This window comes from Micromonospora sp. A3M-1-15 (genome assembly GCF_024213425.1).
GTDB lineage: Bacteria > Actinomycetota > Actinomycetes > Mycobacteriales > Micromonosporaceae > Micromonospora > Micromonospora chersina.
In genome coordinates this window covers 1,350,136-1,375,069 of record NZ_JANAVK010000001.1, presented here as the reverse complement: position 1 = coordinate 1,375,069, position 24,934 = coordinate 1,350,136, and the positions used below count along the sequence as shown (strand labels likewise).

Annotated in this window: 14 protein-coding genes; 12 read left to right on the top strand and 2 right to left on the bottom strand. The window is 69.7% G+C overall.

Features of this window, described 5'->3' with window-relative positions:
* Nucleotides 1-13: 13 nt before the first annotated feature.
* The 6 genes from NLX85_RS06245 (at nucleotide 14) to NLX85_RS06220 (ending at nucleotide 12,959) form a co-directional block, all read left to right on the top strand.
* Nucleotides 14-538, top strand: coding sequence for a PadR family transcriptional regulator (locus NLX85_RS06245; protein ID WP_254332135.1), 525 nt, complete (start codon nucleotides 14-16; stop codon nucleotides 536-538).
* Nucleotides 535-1,206: an ABC transporter ATP-binding protein gene (locus NLX85_RS06240; protein WP_254332133.1), complete on the top strand. Its 672-nt coding sequence runs from the start codon at nucleotides 535-537 to the stop codon at nucleotides 1,204-1,206. Before NLX85_RS06245 ends, NLX85_RS06240 begins: the two co-directional genes overlap by 4 nt.
* Nucleotides 1,203-3,449 (top strand): FtsX-like permease family protein, encoded by a 2,247-nt coding sequence (locus tag NLX85_RS06235; RefSeq protein ID WP_254332131.1) that lies wholly within the window; start codon nucleotides 1,203-1,205, stop codon nucleotides 3,447-3,449. Before NLX85_RS06240 ends, NLX85_RS06235 begins: the two co-directional genes overlap by 4 nt.
* 111 nt (nucleotides 3,450-3,560) lie before the next feature.
* Nucleotides 3,561-6,515 carry a LuxR family transcriptional regulator gene (locus NLX85_RS06230; protein WP_254332129.1) on the top strand — a complete coding sequence of 985 codons (2,955 nt, stop codon included), beginning with the start codon at nucleotides 3,561-3,563 and terminating at the stop codon, nucleotides 6,513-6,515.
* A gap of 80 nt (nucleotides 6,516-6,595) precedes the next feature.
* A complete protein-coding gene (locus NLX85_RS06225; protein ID WP_254332123.1) occupies nucleotides 6,596-6,757 on the top strand; it encodes a hypothetical protein in 162 nt (53 codons plus the stop codon).
* A gap of 13 nt (nucleotides 6,758-6,770) precedes the next feature.
* The gene (locus NLX85_RS06220; protein WP_254332121.1) at nucleotides 6,771-12,959 is read left to right on the top strand and encodes a S8 family serine peptidase; all 6,189 of its coding nucleotides are present in this window, start codon (nucleotides 6,771-6,773) and stop codon (nucleotides 12,957-12,959) included.
* A gap of 134 nt (nucleotides 12,960-13,093) precedes the next feature.
* On the opposite strand, the gene NLX85_RS06215 is transcribed toward NLX85_RS06220, so the two are convergent.
* Entirely contained in the window at nucleotides 13,094-13,447 is a 354-nt protein-coding gene (locus NLX85_RS06215; protein WP_254332119.1) for a nitroreductase/quinone reductase family protein, read from the bottom strand.
* Between the two features lie 1,158 nt (nucleotides 13,448-14,605).
* Here NLX85_RS06215 and NLX85_RS06210 point away from each other — a divergent pair.
* The 5 genes from NLX85_RS06210 to NLX85_RS06190 all read left to right on the top strand — a co-directional run bounded on the left by NLX85_RS06210 (nucleotide 14,606) and on the right by NLX85_RS06190 (nucleotide 22,515).
* Nucleotides 14,606-15,787 (top strand): L-histidine N(alpha)-methyltransferase, encoded by a 1,182-nt coding sequence (locus NLX85_RS06210; RefSeq protein ID WP_254332117.1) that lies wholly within the window; start codon nucleotides 14,606-14,608, stop codon nucleotides 15,785-15,787.
* A gap of 44 nt (nucleotides 15,788-15,831) precedes the next feature.
* Entirely contained in the window at nucleotides 15,832-16,479 is a 648-nt protein-coding gene (locus NLX85_RS06205; RefSeq protein WP_254332115.1) for a hypothetical protein, read from the top strand.
* Between the two features lie 218 nt (nucleotides 16,480-16,697).
* On the top strand, nucleotides 16,698-18,851 hold the full coding sequence (locus NLX85_RS06200; RefSeq protein WP_254332113.1) for an MMPL family transporter: 2,154 nt from the start codon (nucleotides 16,698-16,700) through the stop codon (nucleotides 18,849-18,851).
* Nucleotides 18,852-18,949: 98 nt separating this feature from the next.
* Nucleotides 18,950-19,840 (top strand): hypothetical protein, encoded by an 891-nt coding sequence (locus NLX85_RS06195; protein WP_254332107.1) that lies wholly within the window; start codon nucleotides 18,950-18,952, stop codon nucleotides 19,838-19,840.
* 233 nt (nucleotides 19,841-20,073) lie between these two features.
* Complete coding sequence (locus tag NLX85_RS06190) at nucleotides 20,074-22,515, top strand: M14 family zinc carboxypeptidase (protein WP_254332105.1); 2,442 nt, start codon at nucleotides 20,074-20,076, stop codon at nucleotides 22,513-22,515.
* Nucleotides 22,516-22,578: 63 nt separating this feature from the next.
* Here the strand turns inward: NLX85_RS06190 and NLX85_RS06185 are convergent, their stop codons facing one another.
* Nucleotides 22,579-23,499, bottom strand: a complete 921-nt coding sequence (locus tag NLX85_RS06185; protein WP_254332103.1) for an HNH endonuclease — start codon at nucleotides 23,497-23,499, stop codon at nucleotides 22,579-22,581.
* Between the two features lie 720 nt (nucleotides 23,500-24,219).
* On the opposite strand from NLX85_RS06185, the gene NLX85_RS06180 reads away from it, so the two are divergent.
* A complete protein-coding gene (locus tag NLX85_RS06180) occupies nucleotides 24,220-24,729 on the top strand; it encodes a hypothetical protein (RefSeq protein WP_254332101.1) in 510 nt (169 codons plus the stop codon).
* Nucleotides 24,730-24,934 lie beyond the last annotated feature (205 nt).

Genomic DNA, 24,934 nt, shown 5'->3' with positions numbered 1-24,934 from the left:
TTATAGTCTCGGCATGAGCGTTCCCATGACCCTCCTTGGCCTGCTCGAACGGGAGCCCAGCCACGGCTACGACCTCAAGCGCGACTACGACGCCTTCTTCAGCCGGGGAAAGCCGCTGCCGTTCGGCCAGGTCTACTCGACCCTGAGCCGTCTCGCCCGGGACGGCAAGATCGTGATCGGCGAGGTCGAGCCGGGCGTGGGCCCCGAGCGCAAGCGCTACGTCATCACCGAGCAGGGCGCCACCGAGGTCGAGTCGTGGCTGACCGAACCGGTCCCGGCCGAGCCCAACCTGCAGACGGTCCTGTTCACCAAGGTGGTGCTGGCGCTGATGCTCGGCCGCCCCGCGGAGGACTACCTCGACCGCCAGCGCGCCGCCCACCTGGTGCGGATGAAGGAACTCACCGACATCAAGCGCTCCGGCAACCTGGTCGACGCCATGCTCGCCGACCACGGCCTGTTCCACCTGGAAGCCGACCTGCACTGGATCGACACCACGGCCGCCCGGCTGGACGCCCTCGCGAAGGCGGTGCGGAAGTGAAGGCCATCGAGGCACGCGACGTCACGCTCTCCTTCGGCGAAACCCAGGCGCTGCGCGGCGCCAGCGTCCTGGTGGCCCCCGGCGAGATCGTCGCCATCATGGGCCCGAGCGGCTCCGGGAAGACCACGCTGCTGCACTGCCTGGCCGGGATCCTGGTGCCCGACAGCGGCGAGATCCACTTCGACGGCCGCCGGATCGACACGCTCAGCGAGACGCAGCGCAGCGTCCTGCGCCGCGACCAGTTCGGGTTCGTGTTCCAGTTCGGGCAGCTCGTGCCGGAGCTGACGGCCGAGGAGAACGTGGCGCTGCCGCTGCTGCTCCGCGGCGTCAAGCGGACCGCCGCGCTCGCCGAGGCGCGGCCCTGGTTCGAGCGGCTCGGCCTGGACGGGCTGGAGCGGCGCCGCTCCGGTGAACTCTCCGGCGGTCAGGCACAGCGCGTGGCGCTGGCCCGCGGCCTGGTCGCCCGTCCCGGCGCGCTGTTCGCCGACGAGCCGACCGGGGCGCTGGACTCGCTGACCGGCGAGCAGGTCATGGACCTGCTGGTCTCCTCGGCCCGCGAGCAGGGCACCACCGTCGTGCTCGTCACCCACGAGGCCCGGGTCGCCGCGTACGCCGACCGGCAGGTCATCGTGCGCGACGGCAAGGTGAACGCGCTGGTGTCCGCATGATCCGGTTCGCGGTCCGACTGTCCCTGGCCGGCGGGCGGGAGGCCGCCATCCGGCTCGCCGTCATCGCCACCGCTGTGGCGCTCGGTGTCGGCATGCTGCTCGCCACGCTCGCCGGCATGAACGCGGTCAACGCGCAGAACCAGCGATACGCCTGGCTGAACACCGCCGTAGCGCCGGCCGCCGCCGACCCGTCGGTCGACCCGCTGTGGTGGCTGATCCGGGAGGACTACTACCACGGCGATTCGATCGGCCGGGTCGAGGTCGCGGCGACCGGTCCGGACGCGCCCGTCCCGCCGGGCATCCCGCGCCTGCCCGGTCCCGGCGAGTACTACGTCTCGCCCGCCCTCGGCGAGTTGCTGCGGACCACGCCGGCCGCGCAGCTCGGCGACCGGTTCCCCGGCCATGAGGTCGGCACCATCGGACGGGTGGCGCTGCCGTCCCCCGACTCGCTGCTGATCGTCATCGGCCGGACGCCCACCGACCTGGAGCACCTGGGGGCGCGCAAGGCCACGCAGATCATGACCACCTCGCCGAGCAGCTGCGCCAGGGGCTGCTACGTCGGCATCAACCACGACGGCATGGCCCTCGTGCTCTCCATCGTCGCGGTCGCGCTGCTCTTCCCGGTGCTCATCTTCATCGGCACCGCCACCCGGCTGGCCGCGACCCGCCGAGAGCAGCGCTTCGCCGCCATGCGGCTGATCGGCGCCACGCCCCGGCAGATCTCCGTCATCTCCGCCGTCGAATCCGTGCTCGCGGCCGCAGTCGGCACGGCCGTGGGGTTCGGCCTGTTCCTCGCGCTCCGCCCGGGGCTCGCCGCGATACCGTTCACCGGCGAGCGCTTCTTCGCCGCCGACCTGTCACTCGCCATCGGCGATGTCCTGGCCGTGGCGCTCGGCATCCCGCTCGGCGCCGTCGTGGCGTCCTGGCTGGCGCTGCGCCGGGTGCAGATCTCCCCGCTGGGCGTCGCGCGCCGGGTCACCCCGAAACCGCCGCGCGCCTGGCGGCTGATCCCGCTGGTCGCCGGGCTCGTCGAGCTGACGTACTTCATCGGCCGGCGTCCCCCCACCACCAACGGCCAGCTCACCGCGTACCTCTCGGGGTTTCTCCTGATCCTGACCGGGCTGCTGCTGGCCGGGCCGTGGCTGACCATGCTCGGCGCCCGCCTGCTGGCCGGACGGGCCAGCCGGCCGGCCACCCTCATCGCCGGCCGGCGCCTCGCGGACAATCCCCGGGCGGCCTTCCGGTCGGTCAGCGGGCTGATCGTGGCGCTCTTCGTGACCAGCGTCGCCACCGGCATCATCACCACCTACGTGGCGAACCGGGGCGAGCCGCGCACCGACTCGGTGGCCGCCACCTCCCTGTCGACGTGGTTCGAGCCCGAGGAGGGCCCCGCACCGACCGCGGACCAGATCCCGGCCGGACTCGCGACGATCCCGGGGGTACGCAGCGTGACCCTGGTCCGCGCCAACCCCGTCGACACACCGCCCCCGCTCGAGGTGAATGGGACGGACAATCCCGCCTATCGATGGTGGTGGCCGGGCATCATCACGTGCGCCGAGCTGGACCGCCTGGCGGTGTTCGGCACCTGCCCCGCCGGCGCGCGGGTCGCGGCCGTGGCCGACGACCTCATCGGCGAGCGCGCGCGGGACCTGACCAACGACCGCTACGTCTGGGCCGACGCCCACATGGACCCGGCGCAGGTCGAGCGGCAACCGATCCGGTCGGTGGTCGTCAACACCGCCGACCGCGCCGCGTTCGAGCAGGCCCGGACCATGCTGATCAACGCGTTTCCGACGGTGCGCTTCCCGTCCAGCACCGCCGAGTGGGAGGCGGACTCCGCCCGGCTGATGGTGCAGTTCCAGCAGCTGGCCAACGTGGTCATGCTGGCCAGCCTGCCGATCGCCGGGTGCAGCCTGGCGGTGAGCGTGGCCGGCGGGCTGACCGACCGGAAGCGGCCGTTCAGCATGCTGCGGCTCAGCGGCGTGCAGCTGCGCACGCTGCGGCGGGTGGTGGCGCTGGAGACGGTGGTGCCGCTGCTGGCCGTCGCGGCGGTGGCGACCGGGATGGGTTTCCTGGCGGCGCACCTGTTCCTGCGGGCGCAGCTGGGCTACACGCTGCTGGCGCCGGACGGCTCGTTCTACCTGATGGTCGCCGGTGGGCTGGCGGCATCGCTGGGGATCGTCGCCTCGACGTTGCCGCTGCTGCGCCGGATCACCGGCCCGGAGACCGCCCGCAACGAGTGAGTTCGGTCGGGGAGGGCCGGGCGAGGCAGCCCGGCCCTCCGCTTCGAGCAGTACGTGGATCGCGCCGCGATGGTACTTGTGCCCGAGCAGCGAAAAGAGAGATCATCACGCATGCTCGACCCCTCGCCCGAGGACGAACGGACGTCACCGACGGTTTCCACGCCGCACTTCGTGGGTCGTGATCGGGAGATGACGGCGCTTCGGAGCGCCCTGGCCCGGCCACCGGCGATCGTGCTGGTGGAGGGCGAGGCGGGGATCGGGAAGAGCCGACTGCTGCGGGAGTGGTTGGCCGGGCCGGACCAGCGCAGGGCTTTGGTCTCGGTGTGCCCGCCGCTTCGCGAGTCGCTGACGTTGGGGCCGATCGTCGACGCGTTCCGTGGGATCGACCGCCCGGCGTCGCGACCGCCGCTCACCGAGCTCGCGGGTGCGTTACGGCCCCTGTTCCCTGAATGGTCCTCGGACCTGCCGCCCGCACTGCCGCCCCTGGGCGATGCGAAGGCGGCACGGCATCGCCTGTTCCGCGCCCTGGACGAGCTGCTGCGGGCTCTGCGTGTCGACGTTCTCGTGCTGGAGGACGCGCACTGGGCCGACGAGGTGACCTTGGAGTTCCTGCTGTTCGTCACCTCCCGCCAGCAGTCGGACGGGCCAAGCCTGGTGATCTCCTATCGGCCGGAGGAGGTGGACGTCGGATCGCTGTTGCTGCGGCTGACGTCCCGGTTGCCGGCTGGCGTGACCCAGCTGAGGATCGCCCTGGGGCCGATGCGACCCGACGACACGGCAGCGCTGGTGTCGTCGATGCTGGACGGCAACCCGGTATCGCAGGAGTTCGCGACGTTCATGCACGAGCGGACCGGCGGCGTTCCGCTGGCGCTGGAGGAGTCGGTTCGCCTCATGTGCGACCGTGCCGATCTCGTCTTTCGCGACGGGCAGTGGGTCCGGCTGAAGCTGCGCGAGCTGCAGGTGCCGCCAACGGTGCGCGACTCCACCCGGGAGCGGGTGGGCCGTCTGTCGCCGACGGCACAGCAGGTGCTGCGAGCCGCGGCCACGTTGGCTGAACGGTCGTCGCTGGCCACGATCGCGATGACCGCCGGTCTGTCACCAACTGCGTGTCGGGACGCTGTCGCGGAGGCTGCCGACGCCGGCGTCCTGGACGGAGACGACCGCGGCCGGTGGCGATTCCGCCACGTGCTGGCCGCCACGGCTGTCTACGAAGCGATCCCGTTGACCGACCGCAGACACTTCCATCTGCTGGCCGGCCGCGCCTTGGAGGACATCCATCCGCCGCCTGTCGCACGCCTTGCCCACCACTTCCGTGAGGCGGGCGAGACGCGGTCCTGGGCGCGGTACGCCGAGCAGGGTGCCGAGCTGGCCATGGCCTCGGGTGACCACACCAAGGCAGTCGACCTGCTGGTCGATCTGTTGTCGTGGGCTGTGTTGCCGCCGGCGGATCGGGCACGAGTCGCGCGCATCGCCGGAGTTGCCGCACTGGGCCGTCGTGAACCGGTCGACGAGGTCCACCACCGCGTGATCCGCACCTTGCGCTCGGTCCTGGATACCCCCGATCTGTCCGCCCGCCAGCAGGCCGAGATCCGCAACCCCCTGGGTCGACTCCTGATCACCGGGGGTGAGGCGCAGGCCGCACTCGGCGAGCTGGAGCAGGCGGTGGCCAACCTCGACCATGACCCGGTCGAGGCGGCTCGGGCGATGACCTATCTGGGATGGGCCTATGCGGGGCCGTGGCCGGCGTCGACCCACCGGCGTTGGCTGGATCGCGCCGCCGAGCTCGCCGCCGAATTCGATTCGCCGGCGGAGCGGTTGAACCTGGCCGGCAACCGAGCCGCCGCGTTGCTCATGCTCGGCGAAGAGGAGGCCTGGGACGTCGTCGCTGACCTGCCCGTCGACGGCGCGACCTCGGCGGAGCGTCTCGATGTGGCCCGCATCCACGCGAATGTCGGGACCGGCGCGCTGATCTGGGGTCGGTACGCCGACGCGGAAAATCACCTCGCCGTGGCCATGCGCCTTGCCGAGGCCGAGCAGGCGTCCCGGTTGCAGCACAACGTCCGACTCGAACAGGCCAACCTGGCGTGGTTCACCGGCGGGTGGGAGGGTCTCGCGGAGCGAAGCGCCGCACTCGCCGATGCCGATCGAGACCGACCGGCGCACTACCTCGGCAGCATTCGCCTCGCGGCCCGGTTGGCAGCCGCAGCCGGACGGCGGCGCGCCGCGGAGGAGCAGTTCCGGCTGGTCCTCGAGGAGTCTGCCCGTCTCGGCGCAGCCGACGACACGATGGAGGCCGCCGCTGCGCTGGCCAGACTGTGGCTGACGGACGGAAGCAGCGGCCGGGCGCTGCAGATCACGGACGAGCCGATCGACACCGTCCGGAAGAAAGACATCTGGGTCTGGGCGACGGACCTCGTCCCCGCCCGGATCGAGGCGCACCTCGCGGCGGGCGACCTGACGGCCGCAACCCGCCTGGGCGGCCAGTTCGCCAGAGGACTGCGGGGCCGCACGGCGCCTGCGCCTCGCGCCGCGCTCACCGTATGCCGCGCCCTGCTGCTCGCGGCAGCCGGAGACCATGCCCGCGCGGCGACGGCCTACGGTCGGGCGGCGCGTGCCTGGAGCACGTTGCCGCGCCCCTACGACGCCATGCTCGCCCGCGAGCGTCAAGCCGAGGCGCTCATCGCGCACGGCCAGATCGAGCAAGGCCGAGAGCTGCTCGCCGCGCAGTACGAGCAACTGTTCAGGCTCGGTGCCCGCGGCGATGCGGACCGTGTCGCACAGCGGCTTCGCGAACACGGCGCCGAGGTCCCGCGACTGTGGCGCGGCGGCCGACGAGGGTACGGCGATCAGCTCTCACCTCGCGAGCTCGACGTGGTCCAACTCGTTGTCGGCGGCAAGACGAACCGGGAGATCAGCCGGATCCTGGCCAAGTCGCCGGCGACGGTGGATCAACAGCTACGTGCGGCGATGCGCAAGTTGAAGGTGACCTCCCGGACCGCGCTCGCGGTCAAGGCGGTGGAGGCCGGAGTGTTCGCAGAAGAGGACTCCCTCGGCGACGCGTCGTGAAAATTGACGTATCTGCTGGATAGCGAGCGGTCACTCGTCCGTCGAGCATGACTGCATGATCCATAGCCGTAGGCCAATGCATGGCTGAGCGACCTGTCGCGCGTGACGACTCCGCCAGCGAGCACCAGCCACCTCTCGAGCTGTCGCGCGAGCCGCGCGTCAGCGCCCGCGGCGCCTCCGACGCCCAGGACGCCGACGGTGCCGACGACCACGAGAGCCACGACCCCTACCAGCCCCTGTAGGGAAGGACCCCACATGAGACTCAAAGCCCTCGCGGCTTCGCTGGCCGTAGCGGTCGGCCTGAGCATGATCCAGCCAACACCGGCGTCCGCCGCCGAGCCTGATCCCGGCGCGGCCGCCAACAAGATCGCGTCGAACCTGAAGGATCGCTTCCGCACGCAGCCGGCTTCCGACTTCTGGATCACGTTCGACACCAAGGCCGATCTCGCCCCCGCCAAGAAGATCGCGAACTGGACCGCCCGCGGTCAGTTCGTCTACGACGCGCTGAAAGCGGCAGCGAAGAGCTCCGCGGCGTCCGTCGCCGCCGAGCTCGACGCGGCGGGCGTGAAGTACACGTCCTACCCGCTCGTCAACGCCGTGCTCGTCAAGGGCGGCACGCAGAAGCTCGCGCTCGATGTCGCCTCGGTCGGGCAGGTCGCCGAGATCCACGCGGCGCCGCAGGTCGCGCTGGTTGAGCCCGTGGACGAGAAGACGCCGGCCGACAAGGCCGCCCGCCCCGCCGCCCCGAAGGCCGCCGCTGAGGCAGGCACCGTCACGTGGGGTCTGGACGCCATCCACGCCCCCCAGGCGTGGGCCATGGGCGCCACCGGTGCGGGCATCACCGTGTCCAACCTCGACTCGGGCGTCCAATTCGACCACCCCGCCCTGATGCACCAGTACCGCGGCGCGAAGCCCGACGGCACCGTCGACCACAACTACAACTGGATGGCCACCCGGGGCACGTGCACGGGCGCGCCGTGCGACGACAACGGACACGGTACCCACACGATGGGCACCATGGTCGGCGACGACGGCACCGAGCACATCGGCGTCGCCCCGGACGCGCAGTGGATCGCGACAAACGGCTGCTGCGACAGCAGCGGCGTCGAGTCGCTGCTCAAGTCCGGCTGGTGGCTGCTCGCCCCGACCGACGTCAACGGGAACAACCCTGACCCGTCCAAGCGCCCCCACGTCATCAACAACTCGTGGGGTCAGACCCTCGAACACAACTTCGACGACTTCTTCCAGGCCATCGACGAGGCCTGGAGCGCCACGGGCATCTTCAGCGTCTGGTCATCGGGCAACACCAGCCCGTACGCGGCCTGCGACACCGTCTCCTCGCCCGGCTCCGCCGAGAGTGCCTACTCCGTAGGCGCGTACGACTCGGACGGCACGCTCGCGTCGTTTTCCCGCAAGGGTGAGGGTGAGGGTGGCCGGATCAAGCCCGAGATCTCCGCTCCGGGCGTCGCCGTCCGTTCGTCCTACCCGAACAACAGTTACGTCGAGATGGCCGGTACGTCGATGGCGGCTCCCCACGTCGCCGGCGCCGTCGCCGACCTGTGGAGCTACGACCCGACCCTCATCGGGCAGGTTGAGCAGACCCGCCGCCTGCTCGCCGACTCGGCCGTCGACGTCGACGACACCGAGTGCGGCGGCACCGCCGACGTCAACAACAAGTACGGCGAAGGCCGGCTCGACCTCGTCCGCCTGCTCGAGCTCGCGCCCCGGCAGGGCGGCACCCTCACGGGTGTCGTCACCGCCGACGGCGCCCCGGTACCCGCCGCCGACGTGACGATCAGCGGACCGTTCAGCCGGTCCATCGGCACCGACAAGGACGGCCAGTTCAAGATCAACCTCCCGGCCGGTGACTACCAGATCAGCACCAAGGTCTTCGGCTACCTGACCGCGACCGCCAACGTCACGATCTCCCTCGGCCAGGACACCTCCGTCAAGCTGCCGCTCACGGCCGCCGCGCGCCACGACATCAGCGGCAAGGTCGTCGACGACAAGAAGCAGCCGGTACCGAACGCCGACGTCTCCGTCAAGGACACGCCGCTGAAGCCGGTACGTACGGACGCCAACGGCGCGTTCACGATCGCCGGTGTGCCGGAGGGCCAGTACGGGCTCGCCGTCACGCCCAACGCCTGCCTCTCGCCGACGTCCCTCCCGCTGACCGTCGGCACCGAGAACACGTCGCTGGAGATCCCGGTCGGGCGCGTCGTCGACAAGGGCGGCTACAGCTGCGCGGTCTCCGAAGGCGAGTACCTGCGCGGCACCGACCCGGTCGCGTTCACCAGCGGCGTGTGGGCGACGGTGAAGCTGCCGTTCCCGGTCGCGCTCTACAACGGCAGCCACGACACCCTCGGCATCAGCCTGCGCGGCGTGATCTCCCCGGACACCTCCACCGGACCCGGCAGCGGCGGTGCGGGCGTCTTCCCGTTCTGGGTCACGTCCCCCGTCGAGTTCGCCCCGGGCGGGGGAGTCTTCACGTCGGCCACCAAGGTCGACGGCGAGGACGCGTTCGTCGTCGAGTTCCGCAACGCCAAGATCTGGGCCTATCCGATCCGGTCCGAGTACACGGAGCCGGTCAGCTTCTCGGCCGCGCTCACCCGCTCGGGCAAGGTGATCTTCGGGTACGGCGACGGCATCGGGACCGACGACCCGGTGACCGGCGGCGCCCGCGCCGTCACCGGCATCCAGGGCTGGGCCGGCGTGGACGGCATCCGGTTCTCCGACAACGTCCCGGTGCTCCACGACGGGATGATCGTCACCTACGACCTTCCGGACTGGGGCTACCTCGACGCCACCGTCGTCGACAAGAACGACGGACTGCCGGTGTCCGGGGCCAAGGTCTCGTTCACCGACAAGGACGGCCTCGTCGAGAGCGTCACGACCAACGCGACGGGCATCGTGCACCGGCAGCTGCCGGTCGCCGACTACACGATGACGGTCGAGGCGCCGAACTACGTGACGGGGTCGTACGACTTCACCCTCGACAAGCTCTACGCGAAGGCGACTGTCGACGCGCGCCTCACCACGGGCGTCGCCGGTCTGAAGGCGAGCGGCCTCGACGCCGTGATGGGCACCGACCAGAACGGTGTGGGCTCGCTGACGCTGACCAACACCGGCTCCGCCCCGCTCACGTACGACCTGGGCGAGGCCGCGCGCCACCCCGAGCTTGACGCCACCGGCGCCACCGCGCGTACCGGGACGGGTGCGGCCAGCACGATCGACCTCACCGCCTGGAAGGCCGGTGCGAGCGGCATGAAGCCGTCGAACGCCGACGGCAAGGCGGCGACGTCCAGCGCCGCGGAAGCACAGGCGGCCGCCAAGGTTGGTACGACCTCCGGCGGCGACGTCATCACCCGCATCGAGATCCCGGGCACCATCGCGGAGAAGGAGCCCTCCGGCATCGGCTACGACGGTGACGTCTGGGTCCACGACTACATCGAGCGGACCAACACCGCCTACACGGTGACCGGTAAGCCGACCGGCAAGGTCTTCGACGCGTCGTGGAACCCCGCGTACCGGGCGTTCGACATGGCGCTCGACACCAGGACCGGTGACATGTGCCAGATGGAGGACAGCCCGGCCAGCTACATCCACTGCTTCGACCGGGAGACCGGCAAGGAGACCCGGCAGATCAAGGGTGACTGGTCCACGCTGCAGCTGACCGGACTCGCCTACAACCCGGCGGAGGACGTGTTCTACGTCGGCGGCCGGGCGAACGGCATGATCGGCACCGTCGCCGGCACGTCACACGACAACGCCGGTGCGCTGCTGTCGTTCTGCGCGCCGCCGCTGCCCGAGGTGATGGGCCTGGCCTACAACCAGGCGTCCGACACCATCTGGTACACCGACCTCACCTTCAACAGGCCCACCCGCCTGCTGCAGGTCGACCCCGACGACTGCTCGCTGGTCAACGCGTGGTGGTTCCCGGGCCAGAAGGCGACGCAGGGCGGTGGCCTCGAAACCGACTCGACCGGCGCGCTGTGGGCGGCCGACCAGGTCGCCGATGACGTCGTGCTGGTCGACGTCGAGGACGACCTGCTCACCGACCTGCCGTGGCTGTCGCTGTCCTCGACCGGCGGCACCCTCGCCCCGGGTCAGTCGACGACCGTCACGGTCTCACTCTCCTCGAAGGACGCCAAGCCCGGAGTCCTCGGCGCGAACATCGTGGTGAGGTCCGACACCGGACGCCAGTCCAAGACCTACGTCCCGGTGACGCTCACGACCACGAAGTACCAGGTCGGCGTCAACGCCGGCGGCTCGAAGTTCACCGACGGCTCCGGCTACACCTGGTCCGGCGACCAGGCCGCCAGCAAGGAAGCGTGGGGCTACGAGGGGAAGACGAAGGTCGCCTCCACGCGGGCCGGGATCGAAGGCACGACGGACGACGCCCTGTTCCAGTCGCAGCGCACCACGCCGGACAAGCAGCTGTTCTACCGCTTCCCCGACGCGCCCAAGGGCACCTACGCGATCGACCTCGGGTTCGCCGAGATCGAAAACGTGGCCAAGGGCAAGCGGGTGTTCGACGTCCTCGTGAACGGAACGCTGACGGACTACGCGTACGACGCGGCCGCGGTCGTGGGGCCGAACGCCGCCGACTGGCGCACCGCCGTCGTGAAGCACGAAGGCGGTCCGCTGACCGTGGAGCTGCGGGGCTCGAAGGGCCTACGGGCCCCGACCATCGCCGCGCTGCGTGTGACGCTCGACCCGCGCGCAGACACCGCGGAGCCGGAGCCCCAGCCCGAACAGCCGGAGCCGGGCCCCGTGCCGGTGGCCCCCGCCGGTCGCTCGTACTCGATGAAGGTGACCGACGGGCTCTACCGCCAGGGTACGGAGGAGTCCGGGTGGCACGGCGACGACGTCTGCGGCGTGCTGTGGTTCGACTCCAGCTTCCTGTTCCCGTTCTACGACACGGCCTGGGACGGCGTGTGCGTGACGACGAACGGCCAGCTGATCTTCGACCAGGCCAGCGCCGTGGGGAACAACACGGAGCTGCCGTCGCCATACGCGTTCGACGCGATCTATCCGCTCTGGGACGACCTGGTCGTCGACGACGAGGCGGGCATCTACTTCGGCAGAACCGAGGTGGACGGCCTGGCCGCTGAGGTCATCGAGTGGCGCAACGTCACCTTCTACAACGACCAGACGGCTCGCGTGAGCTTCTCGGTCACACTGATCGCGGACGGCCGCATCCAGATCGGGTACGGCGACGGCGTCGGCGGCGACAACCCCCTCACCCGGGGGTCGTCGGCGACGGTCGGCCTGGAGAGCCTGACGCGCAACCCCGCGGGCCAGTACTCCTTCAACCAGCCCATCCTGAAGGCCGGCCTGGGGCTGGAGTACACCCTCCCGGCCGCGGGCACGATCGAGGGCACCGTCACCGACAAGAACGACGGCAAGCCGATCGAGGGCGCGATCGTCACGCTCAAGGGGCCGAACGGTGAGCGGGTCATCACGGCCGACGCGAAGGGCCGGTGGAAGGCTCAGGCGCTGGTCGGCGAGAACACCGTGGAGGTGTCGGCGCCGAACTACGTCACCGCCAGCCACCCCGTGACCATCGCCAGGAAGGATCAGGCCGAGGTGGTCGACACGGCGTTGACCACGGGCATCGCCACCGTCACCGGAGGTGACCTCGACTGGCTCCTCGACAAGGGCCAGAAGGCGACGGCCGACGTGACCGTAACGAACACCGGCTCCGCCCCGCTCGAGGTGCGGCTCAGCGAGCAGAAGCGCACCAGCGACGGCGGGCACGAGGCCGCCGACCTTCCGTGGCTGACCCTCACGGGCGCGGCCGCAACCGGCACGGTGAAGCTCGCGGTCGGCGAGTCCACCACGGTCACGGCGACGGCCGACAACGCCGGCGTCGAGCCCGGCGTGCTCGTCGGGGACGTGCTCGTGGCGTCGAACGCCGGCAAGGGCGAGGCCCAGCTCAAGCCGGTCCGCCTGGCGACCTCGGCCTACTGGCAAGGCGTCGACGCGGGCGGATCCGGGCACGTCGGCACCGACGGCTTCGTCTGGTCGCCCGACCAGGAGCTCAGCTCGCGGCCGTGGGGCTACGTCGGCGGCACGACGCGTGCCACCAAGGCCGACATCGGCGGCACGGAGGACGACAACCTGTTCCGCACCCAGCGGACCGGCGAGACGTTCACCTACGTGTTCAAGAACGCGCCCGCCGGGACGTACCGGATCGGCCTCGACTTCGCGGAGATCGAGAAGGTCAAGGCCGGCATGCGTACCTTCGATGTTCTGGTCGACGGCAAGGCCGTGCTCCACGACCACGACGTGCAGGCGAAGATGGGTGCGCTGACCGCGGACATGAACACGATCACCGTCGAGCACGCCGGTGGCGATCTGAAGATCGAGCTCCGCGGCGAGACCGGCGAGCGGGACCCGATCCTCAACGCCCTGAAGGTCCAGGAGGACCCGCGCCTGTGAGATAGCCGAACCGGTCCGCCAGCAGTGGTCAGAGCCTCCTCGGAAAGGATCGCCGGGGAGGCTCTGACCGCGCCTACCGGGTTCGCCGCTGTGGCCCGTACTCGCGCACCCAGGACGTGTTTTGACGAGGCCGGCTACCCCAGCGGGACCTGGACCGCCACGTCGTGCTTCGGGTAGGAGCGCTCCACCGTGTCGGCGCCGTACTTGGCCTTGAACAGCTCCACCACGTGGTCGACCCGGTCGGCCTCGGTGATCGGGGTGGCGCTCGAACTCAACGCGGTCCCGTTCGCCGACACCTCGATCATCGGGGTCTGCCGGACGTTCTTGTACCACTGGCTGTCCGAGCCGGTCACCGGCACCAGGAACACGCTGTCCTCGTCCAGGACGAACCACACGGGGTGGGTGATCTGCCGGCCGGTCCTCCGGCCGGTCACGGTGATCTCGACCTCGCGGACGCCGTCCAGCGCGTCCCAGACCGCGTTCGCCACGATGCCCCCCTTACGCCTCCCCGTCAGGCTAGGGGCCCCCGCGCCGGGCCGCCGCCGATTCCGCGAGCTTGTCACCGGTACGGGTGCGTGCAAGACCGCCTTCCTGGGTACGCGAGGAGTGAGCGATGCAGGTCCGAAGAGGAGGATGTGGGCGATGTCCGGGGCTGGGCGACGGGATTACACCCCGCGCCATGCCGCCTCGACACCGCGGGATGCCGCTCCCGTGACGGTCGCCGACCGGCGGTCGCGGCCCTCGGCGCCGGCGGTCGCCACGCCGGCACCGCGCCGCCTCGCGATACTGGCGGCCGCCGTCGCGCTCACCGCCCTGTCCGCGTACGCCATGACTGCCGACCGGGCGGGCCCCGAGGGCACCTTCGGTGGCGGCGCACCGGTCACCCCGGGCCTCCTGCCCGGTGCGACAGGGCCGAGCGCCGCTCCTTCGGGCCCCGGGCCGACCGCTTCCCGCACCGCGGACCCCGATGTCCCTGGCGAGGGCGCGGCTCCCTCGGCGCCCGGCACGACTGCTTCCCGCACGAGGGCCCCCGACGCCGCTGGCGAACGTTCGGGTCGCCCGGCGCCCCGCCCGACCGCTGCCCGGCGGGCGGCTCCCGATGCCGGCAGCGGCGGACCGACTCGCGGTCCGGTCGGCTCCGGTGCTCCTCAGCCCGCCCCGACGCCGGGACCCGTCGACCCGGCACCCGGTCCTAGCGGCTCTCCCGGCGTGCCGCCGCCGACAGCCCCCGAGCGGTGTGGGGCGCCCGAGAACCCCTACGGCTACAACTACTGCGGCGGTGTGCTGGTCCACGAGCCGGCTCCCGATGTCTGCCGCTGGTTCGTCTGCGTGCCCGGGTTCTGGGCGGGCCGGGGTTACGTGACCGTGTGCCCGGACGGCAGGGTCGGCATGGTGGGCGGCCCGGGCGGCAGATGTCCGGAGCGCGCCGGCAGGAAAGCGCCCGTGTACGCCTATCGGCCGGCCGCAGGCTGACTGCGTACTCCCTGGTGTGGTCGGCTTCCGCATAGCGCAATTGCCACTAAAGGGTCCGGTGTCGCCGGCCCTGGGCCACATCGACGTGGGTACCTTCGACGACTTTGCCGCTGTTAAGGTTGGCGAGCGGAACATGGGGACGGTCGGACCTCACCCCCGGGAGATGGCACAACATGGAGCAGCAGGCCAGGGAGCAGTTGAAGCTGCTGCGCCGACTCGAGAAAGTCATTTCGGAAACCGAGTTCTCCTGGTCGCTGTGCCTCGTGGGGGAGGACCAGTCCCGAAAGCTCAACGAGCTGGCAGCCGAGCTGCAGCGGCCCTTCTCGTCCACAGGGGACGAGAAGCGGATCGTCTCCGGCTACTCGTACTGGGGGATCGAGCCGGCGGTCAACTGGCAGCGGGCCTGCACCGACCCCAACTATCCCGTCATGAGAGACGGGATCGAGACCTTCAGCCGGCGCTGGCGGAGCCTGCACTCCCGGCACAACGGCCGGCCCTACCACTACATCAGCCTCGGCCCCGGCACCGGGGAGAAGGACGCTGTGGTGCTGGCCGATCTCCAGCCGCAGAACCCGGAAATGTATTACGTGCCCGTCGACATGAGCGCGGAGATGCTGCGCCTCGGGCTCAAGCCGATAAAGTCCCTGCCGTTCTTCCGACAGTTCCGGAATCAACTGCTGCCGGTGCAACTCGACTTCTCGGTCGAAGAGAACGTGGCGGAGCTGAACGAACTGCGTGACCGGCTCATGGGTGACGAGCCCGTGCTGTTTTCTCTGCTCGGCAACACGATGGCCAACTTCGACGAGGACGTCGACCTGGTCGAGCGGCTCAGCAAGCAAATGCTGCGCCCCCAGGACCGGCTCCTGGTGGAGGTGGCCACCGCGTCCCACCTCGACGAGAGAATGGCGCAGCAGGCGGCCCGAGAGTACGAGACCAGCTGGGTGTTCCGCGAGTTCGTCATCAGCGCCCTGCGCCAGAACACCGACCTCTCGGTGAACATGAACTACGTCCGCTTCGAAGGGGTCGTCGACGAGGGCCGGTCGCTGGTCATCAAGGTGATCTACTGCAACCGCTCGGCCGAGGACCTGAAGATCGTGCTGCCGAACCGCAGCGAGGTCCACTTCCCGAGCGGCGACACCATCCGCCTCCTCATCACCCGGAAATACCAGCTCAAGGCCCTGGCCGCCGCGCTGGCCAAGGCCGGCCTCTTCGTGGAGAGCGAGGCCTTCACGCAGTTCCAGGCGTACGAGCGGGTCCGGCGGTTCGGCATGGACCTCATGCTGCTGTCCAGCAGCGACGCCGGCGCCGGTCCCGACACGGCCGCCCGGGACGTGTTCCGCCGCCCCGGCAAATGACAAACGGACCGCGGCGGCCACGCCCGGCAACCCTGCCGTCCTGGGTGACGGCACCACGCACCTGGATCATGCTGGTCACCGCCGGCAGCCTGACGGTGGCCTTCGTCGTCAGTGCCGTCTGGTGGACCCGGTCATCCGGCACGTCGAGTTTCGAGCCGACGGTGCAGGTCCTGGGCCTGCTCGGCGGCATCACCGGCATCGTCGCCGAACGCTGGGCGGCAGGCCGCGAGCGGCGCGCGGAGGCCCTCCAGGCCATCGGCGAGGAGTTGCGGGACAACGGGAGGATCCTGGCCTCACCGCCGTTCGCCGTGGACACCACGCAGCCGGCTCGCCGACAGGTCTACCCCCGCCTGAGCCTGTCGGCGGTGAACGCCGCGCTGTCCTCGGCCGTGCTTTCCCCCCGGCGCGACGAAACGCTCGTCGGCATGCTGCACGACTGGCGGAACGAGGCGGAGATCTTCAACCACCAGCTCTCCCTCGCCGAGATCCTGGCCTTCACCAACGGATCCGACGAGGTGCTCCGCGACCTTCACCAGGGACTGCACAGCGCCGACGGGCCACTGGAACGGATGCAGGAACACCTCACCGCCCTGCTGGCCACGTCGCCACTCGCGGCGGCCGGGCTCAAGCGGCGCGACGTCGCGGAGGCCGGCGGCCCGAGACAGGCGCGTGTCCGCCGGTCCACGCCCTGAGGCGTCCGCCCGCGGGGCCCACGCCGTGGGGCGTCCGTCCGCCGGTCCACGCCGTGGTGCGTCCGCCCGCGCGACCAAGCCGCGAGGCGTCCGAAAAGGATTGGCGGCCGGCGGTACGATTCACCGCGGGTAGCGAAGGGCTGCCGTCATGGTGACGGGCGGGCGCGCGACAGTGCTCCGGCCCGGACGTCAGAAGAGCCGGACACACGGGGGCAACCATGTTCGAGCGGCTGGGCAGATTCGTCGTCGGCAAGGCGTGGTGGGTGATCGGCGGCTGGGTGCTCGCCGCCCTCGCCATCATCCTCACCACGCCGTCGCTGAGCGACATCACCTCCGCCGACCAGGAGAGCTTCCTGCCGCACTCGTACGAGTCGGTGCAGGCCACCGAACTCGGGCAGAAGGCGTTCCCCCAGCAGGCCACCGCCACGGCCACCATCGTGGTCAAGCGCGCGGACGGCAAGCCGCTCACGCCGGCCGACGAGGCGCGGGTCGGGCAGTTCGCCCAGGCGCTCAAGGCCAGGAACATCCCGGCCACGTCCGGCTACCAGACCGGCCCGCAGGCCGTCGCGCCGGACAAGTCGGTGCAGGTGGTCAACGTCGGGCTCGACGCCACCACCCCGGACGACCCGGCGCTGCTCGACTCCGTACGCGATCTGCGGTCGGCCATCGGCCCGGACCTGGCCGGCAGCGGGTTGACCGCGGGCGTGGCCGGCGACGTGGCGAGCTTCGTCGACAACGAGGACACCTTCAACAAGGCCTTCGCCGTCGTCGGCGTCGCCACGATCATCCTGATCATCGGACTGATCCTGATCATCTTCCGCAGCCCCATCGCCGCGCTGCTGCCCGTCGTGGTCGTCAGCGTCGTCCTGACCATCACGACCGGGCTCGTCGCCGCCGCCGGCAAGGCGTTCGACCTGAACGTCAGCCAGGACCTGCAGACGATCATGCTGATCGTGCTGTTCGGCATCGGCACCGACTACATCCTGTTCCTGCTCTTCCGCTACCGCGAACGGCTGCGCGCCGGCGACGACAAGCGCACCGCGATGATCGTCTCCGTCCAGCGGGTCGGCGAGGTCATCACCTCGGCCGCCGGAGCCGTCATCGTCGCGTTCCTCGTGCTGCTCCTCGCCTCCCTGGGCTTCTTCGGCTCGCTCGGCCCGGCGCTCGCCATCGCCGTCGCCGTCATGCTGATCACCTCGCTCACCCTCATCCCGGCGGTCGTCTCCCTGCTCGGCCGGTACGTCTTCTGGCCGTCCAAGGCGTGGCAGCGTACCCCCAAGGCCACCCTGTCGCGGCGCCTCGGCGCCGCCGTCGGACGCCGGCCGGCGCTCGCCGCGGCGGCCTCCGGCGCCCTGCTGGTCGCGCTCGCCGCGGGCGTGCTCGGCTACAAGGCCGACTACGACTTCAGCGCCGGCTTCCCCCAGGACACCGAGTCGGCGAAGGCCGCCAAGGACCTCCAGCGCGGGTTCGCCGCCGGCGCCCTGGCCCCCACCGAGGTCTACCTGACCACCGGCAACGGGACGCCGCTGACCGAGCAGCAGATCAACGACTTCGCGGCGGCCGCGGCGAAGGCCCCGGGAGTGGGCCAGGCGCAGCCACCGGAGCGGAGCAGCGACCTGAGCGTGGCCCGGGTGAACCTGCTGCTCAACGAGAACCCCGTCTCCAACGAGGCGATCACCCTTGTCCGGGACGACCTGCGCGACGCCGTGCACGAGGCGGCCCCGCCCGGCACCAAGGCGCTGGTCGGCGGGACCACGGCGATCTTCGCGGACATCAACTCGGCGAACAACCGCGACCTGTCGGTGATCCTGCCGGTGGCGGCGGCGCTGATCGCGCTCATCCTCGCGCTGCTCCTGCGCAGCCTCGTCGCGCCGATCTACCTGGTGATCGCGGTGCTGCTCAACTTCGCCGCGACGCTGGGAGCGACGGTCTACCTGTTCCAGGGGCTCCAGGGCAAGCCTGGGGTGACCTTCCAGTTGCCGATCATCCTTTATCTCTTCGTGGTGGCGATCGGGACGGACTACAACATCCTGATGATCGCCCGGCTGCGGGAGGAGGCCCGGGAGGGGAACGAGCCGCACCAGGCTGCCGCCATCGGCGTGGAGCATGCGGGGCCGACTGTTGCCGCAGCGGGCCTCATCCTGGCCGGGACCTTCGGGGTGTTGATGCTGGCGCCGATCTCGTTCCTGCAGCAGATGGGGTTCGCGGTGGCGATCGGGATCGTGCTGTCGGCGTTCGTCATGTCGATGTTCCTCGTGCCGGCGTTGACGGCGCTGATCGGGCACAAGGCGTGGTGGCCGGGGCACGGGGACGAGCGGCGGGTCAGTGGGCCGCAGGCCCCTCCGGAGCCCGCGAGCGTGGCGAACGCCTAGCGGCCGGCCGGTGTTTCCCATCGAGCCGGCGCCCGTACGCCGGTGAGGTGCAACCCGGGCCGGCGTGCGGGCGTCTCAAGGAGATGGAGGCAGCGAGGATGCGTCGGCATCGGGTCCTGCCGTGGATCACGGTCGCTGCCCTGGTCGGCGGTTGTGGGTCCGCCGGGAACAGCCCAGCCGTCGACCCGCTCGACGGGCTGCGCCAGCAGGCAGGCGGCGCCCTGACCCGGTACGACCAGGCGGTTCGCGCCGCGGGAGGTGCGCCCTTCGTGCCGGTGGGCGAACTAACCCGCCAACTCGGCGACTGGGAGCCGGCGAACGGGTCCTACAAGGAGGCCCTGTCGGCCGGCCGGGTCGAGGCCGCCTCGACGATGCCCGCGGCTCGGAAGCCGGCCGGCACCATCGTCTGGGCCAACGGCACTCGCTGGGATGTGCCATTGATCTCGGCGGACGGGGCGTTGGCGCAGCTGCGCGACTCGGGGACGGGTGTGTGCTCCGGCTGCGCGCCGCTCAAGCTCACCGGGGCTCGCCTGACCACGATGACGGTCCCGACCACCCGCGGCCCGGCGACCGCCCCTGCGTGGGAATACACCCTCGATGGAACGACCGTGCGGCTGGCGCGAGTGGCGGTGGATCCCTCGACCATCGTCCGGGTGACCCCACCACCCTGGGACGCCGATCACCCACACGAGGGGCTGGCGATCGAGTCAGCGACCACCACGACCGCGAGCAACGAACTGACCGTCACCTTCACCGGCGCGCCCGCCCCCAGCAGCAAGCCCTGCGGGGTCGACTACAGCGCCGAAGCGGTCGAGTCGGACCTGGCGGTCGTCGTGATCGTCATCGAGTACCGGCACGCCAAGGACGAGGTATGCCTGGCCATCGGAGCGCAGCGCAGCGCCACCCTCAAGCTGTCGCGACCACTGGTGGAGCGGGCAGTCCTGGAGGTGACGCAGGGCCTGCCGGTGGAGGTGACCATCACCGGCTGACCGTCAAGCTGTCCCGGCTCGGCGCCGGACGCCCCGTCCAGCGGTGAACTTTGTTCACGTGCTGGCCGACGGACCGCTCCCGGCGTGGACGAAATCCGGGCGGGCGCGGGTCACCATAGATCTTGACTGATGGTGAGACGGCGACGACGCTGTGTGTAGCTGCGGCAGCCGGGGTGACCTACCCCGACTCCTCGACTGCGCGGCCTTCTGGATCGCTCGCCGGAAGGACTCTCATGAGGAGTACAGAAAGATCCAACGGACCGCGCCGATTCCTCGCCCTGCTCGCCCTGCCGCTGGCGCTCGCCGTCAGCGCACCCGGCCTCGCCAGCCCGACCACGGACAACGCCGTGGCCCCTGACCGCTCGTCGACCGGCGAACAGAACGGCGTCGGCCTGATGCGCATCGTCGTCGCCGACAAGTCGGGCATCGACCGCCTCAACCAACTCGGCGTCGACCTCGCCGAGTACGTCAAGCCCGTCGACAACGGCATCGAGGTGCACGCCATCCTCAGCCCGCAGGAGAGCCAGGCACTGCGCGACAAGGGCTTCGACGTCCAGGACGCCATCTCCGACCAGAGCGACTACGCGCAGAACATGGCCGAACGCTCCGCCGCCATCCGCGCCGCGACGGCGGCCACGGCCAGCACCGACACCCTGACCGTGCTGCGGGCCGAATGGTTCACCAGCCTCGACAACCAGCTCTTCCTCAACATCGAGGTGAAGTCGAGCGCCGGCACCGACTCCACGACGGTGCTGACGGCGAGCTGGGACAGCGGGCCCGGCACGGAGATCAGCTCCGGCGGCACCGCCACCATGTCGCGGTTCACCGACGCCGGCCAGTACATGTACCACCGGTTCAGCAACCCGGTCCCCATCACCGCCGCACCGGTGAAGGCCACCATCACCAGCAACAAGGGCGGCTCGGCCACGGTCGACATCGCGAAATGGCTGGGCAGCCCGCGCAAGGACCCCGGCAAGCACCCGTACGTGTCGGACTTCGTCGACCACTACATGGACCCGACCGAGGTCACCGCCCGGTTCACCGGCCTGGCCGCGGAGTTCCCGAAGCTGACCGAGCTGATCGACCTGCCGTACAAGACGAACGGCTACCGGCGCCAGGCGCAGGCGCAGTTCGGCACCGCCGCCGCGAGCACCCTCTACGTCACCTCGACGGCGTACGGCTCCGAGGGTGGCAACGACATCACCATGGCGCTGGTCGATCCGGGCACGGCGAACGCCCCGCTGACGGTGAGCGTCTCCGGCAAGGCCGTCACGGTGCGCCTGGCCACCGACGGCTCCGGCGCGATCACCAGCACGGCGGCGCAGGTCGTCGCTGCCGTCAACGGCAACGCCGACGCGGCCAAGCTGGTCACCGCCAGCACGTACCGGGGCAACGCCGGCACCGGCGTGATGGCCGCCGCTCCGGTGACCCAGCTGACCGACAACCTGAAGGCGCCGGCCAGCGTGTCCCGCGAGCCGTTCCAGATGAAGGTGCTGCGCATCGGCAAGCACCGCGACGGCTCGAAGGTCGGCGTCTTCCTCTACTGCCAGGAGCACGCCCGGGAGTGGGTGACCCCACTGGTCTGCGTGGAGTCCGCCGAGCGGCTGCTACGCAACTACGCCAAGGACCCGGACACCCGCAAGATCGTCGACGACCTGGACATCTTCATCCTGCCGGTCGTCAACCCCGACGGCGCGCACTACAGCATGTACGACTACAACATGCAGCGGCGGAACATGACCAACTACTGCCCGGCGTCCAACGCGGACCCGGGTCGCCGCAACGCGTGGGGCGTGGACGTCAACCGGAACTTCTCGGTCGGTTCCGTCTTCGACGGCTACGTCGGCGCGTCGGCGACCAACTGCGTCAGCGACACGTTCGCCGGGCCGAGCGAGCTGTCCGAGCCGGAGGCGCGCAACGAGGTCTGGCTGGTCGACACCTTCCCGAACATCAAGCTCTCGATGAACACCCACTCCTACGGCGGGTACTTCATGTGGCCGCCGGGGGCGTACAAGGCCGAGGGGCGGGAGGTGCTGCCGCGGGTGGACCAGGGCACCGAGGCGTACTTCTGGACCTCATCCGACTACATCCTCTCCCGGGTGCAGGAATACCGGGGCACCGCGATCTGGCCGGGCCGCACCGGGCCGGTGACAGACGTGCTCTACTCGGCGGCCGGCAACAGCGCCGACGAGCACTGGTACAACCGGGGCATCATCGGCTGGGACTTCGAGGTCGGCGCGGACATCTACAACCCGGCGACCGGGCGGTTCAGCGCGGTCGGCTTCCAGCCGCCGTTCGTCGAGGGGCATGAGGAGGCGATGGAGTTCGCCAACGGCAACATCGCGATTCTTGAGGTGGCCCGGGCGTACGCGACGGACAAGATCCAGCCGAAGACTCAGCTGAAGATCGTCAAGCAGGAGGCCGGTGCCACGGCCTTTACCTTCAGCACCAGTGAGCCGGCGAACGTCTACTACACGCTCGACGGGAGTCGGCCGACGTATGACTCGGCCAAGCTGGCCCTGGCCGGCATGCGCGAGGGCGTCCAGAACATCACGGTGAACAGCGACACCACGGTCAACTGGTTCTCGATCGACATCGCCGGCAATGTGGAGAGCAACTACAAGCCGGACGGTGAGGGCAGCAACTACAACAAGCAGAGGGTAAGCGCCCAGTAGGCGATTCACCGCTTGATCACTGGTGGCCGCCGACCACGAGTCGGCGGCCACCAGGGCGCAAGGTCATGCCACAAGTGGGCATTCCGGGGTAAACGAGGGGGGACGGGCACCACCCACCCGCCGGTACACGTGCTCGTAGTGCCAGTCCAGGTACCGGACTCCAGGCGGGATCGCATTCTGCGGCAGTAGTAGGTGCTGGGCCAGGGGCGGGCGTCCAAAGGACGACCGCACAGCTGTGTCGTCCTCCGCAGCCTCCTGCACCTCAGGGCGAACGTGGATGCGGAGGTCATGGTCGATGGTCAAGAGACCTGTGTCGAAGGCGACATCGTGGGTGGGGCAGGCCGCAATCCCGTTCCTCGGGTCGAGCCGCTCGCCTGAATTGCTTACGCGCCAAGGCTTGATGTGGCTTGCGACGAGCATTCGCTGGGCCCTGAGCCCGCCGGCCCTTACTCCCAACCCACAGAATGTGCAGCGGTGGCCGTTGTTCTGCAGCACGTTCCGGGCGAACCGGTGTTGCCCAACCCGGGCGGCGGCGGTAAGGAGGCGCTCCGTCACCGGTTCGGCGATGTCCGGAAACTTCTCGGCCCACCGGGCGACCTGCGCTTGGACAGCCACCTCAAGGTCCGACTGCAGTAGCTCCTCCTGGCCCAGGAGCACGAGCTCGTCGTCATCCTCAAGGCCAAGGAAATCCGGCAGCTCGTCCGGCCCGATTCCCGCCATCCTTGCGCTATCGAGAATCAGGCGGTAGCTAGCATCGAGCTGGGCGGGGGAGCCGAGTAACTGTGCGGCGACGTGGACCTCATGCTTGGCGCCATGGGCGAGGCTGCCGTCCAGGTTGGACATCTTGGCAATGATGCTGCCATTAGGACGCTTGAAGAGCCTTGCAAGCGTCGGAACCGGTTCCCCGGCGAGATGGCTCGTGGAGCCGCCATACTTCCGACGATCAAAGACGAGGCTCGCGGCGAGGCAGAGCAGCGTCTCCAACGGGGTGAAGGGGACCTGCCTGCCTCCAGGTCTCGACTCGCGAACCAGGATGCCCTGCCACTGACTCATCGCCTGGGCTTTGGTGAGGTCCAAGTAATCCCGCTCTGACGGCATCAGCCCCTCAACCCCTGCACACATCTCGACAGAGCCCTTGCCCGGGCGTGCTCGTCGGCCAGTCTTTGTGACCAATCAGCCTCACCTGGATCAGTAGGAGTCGACCAAGTGGGCTTCGAGCCATCACCCTATATGTAAAGAGCCTTCGCGTTAAGCCGCAGTCGGTTGGACGGGCGTACCCCCGCTGCAACTGTCGGATTCTTGACATCAGTGCCGGCCCTGTACCGGCTTCCACCGACGTATCGGGCTACTACCGCTGCTGTTCTTGGCTCCCCGCGCCACTGTGAGATACGACGGCGTCGAGCTCGTCTACGCATGCGTTATCCAGGCATGACGCGGGCAGCGACGAGCGAGGGTGCCAAGCAGGCGGAGGTCTGTCCGACGCCGCACGTCAGGGTCGCCTTGATCGGCTACTTGCTGCCCGCGCTCTTCGAAACTGCCTCAACTGTCAGACGTGCAGGGGAGGTCAGCGTCGGCCTTGATCGACTAGTGTCTGCGTTCCTGGGATCACGGTAACCGGGCGTTCAGACGCCGAACGTCTTCCTGGTTACGGACGTAGCTCTCCGCAGCCACACTCCACCTGGTGTCTCTGTTAGAAGGATGCGAATGAGCGACTCGTTCACGACGTTCATGTGCCTTGCACTCGTTGTCTTGTTCTTCGTGGCGGCAATCAACAAAGGCATCCAAGACGGTAAGAAAAAGCAGGGTAATGAGGAAGAGCTTCGGCGAGTGGGGGCGATCGAGGCGCGCGTTGGCCAGTCGGCCGTCTTGTTTTCCGATCCTCCTCGTGTGTCTGTGCAGAAGGCCGACGGCAGTTTCGACCTTAGGCCACTGACATCAGACACGGTTGTTTCGGTCGAAAGTGCCGGAAGTATTACGGCTGTGCGGGGCCGCAACCTCGCATCGAAAGCCGTAGCCGGCGCCTTTACCTTCGGTGCTGGAGCATTTGTCGTAGGAAACGCAAAGACCAAGAACATCGACAACCGAGAACTGTACGTCATCATCGAGTCGCCATCGTGGGCTCATGTGCAGAAGGTCGACCCAACGTTGGGGCAGGAGGCTCGCCAGTTCGCGGCGTCCGCCAACAGGCTGGCCAAGCAGCTGTCGGAGAAGTAGAGCTTCCAAAGTTGGCTGGACGAAAGTATTAGCTGCGCCTCACCACCACCAGTTCGTCCCGCGCCCTGGTCGCTGCCACGCGACGGGGCCCGGAGATGCGCACAGGAACGAGCCCAGCGTCGACGGGGCATACACGCTGGTGAACAGCGACCGCATCCCGCCGTGGCGGGCCACGTCGAGATCGTCGATGCTGTTCGAGTCGACC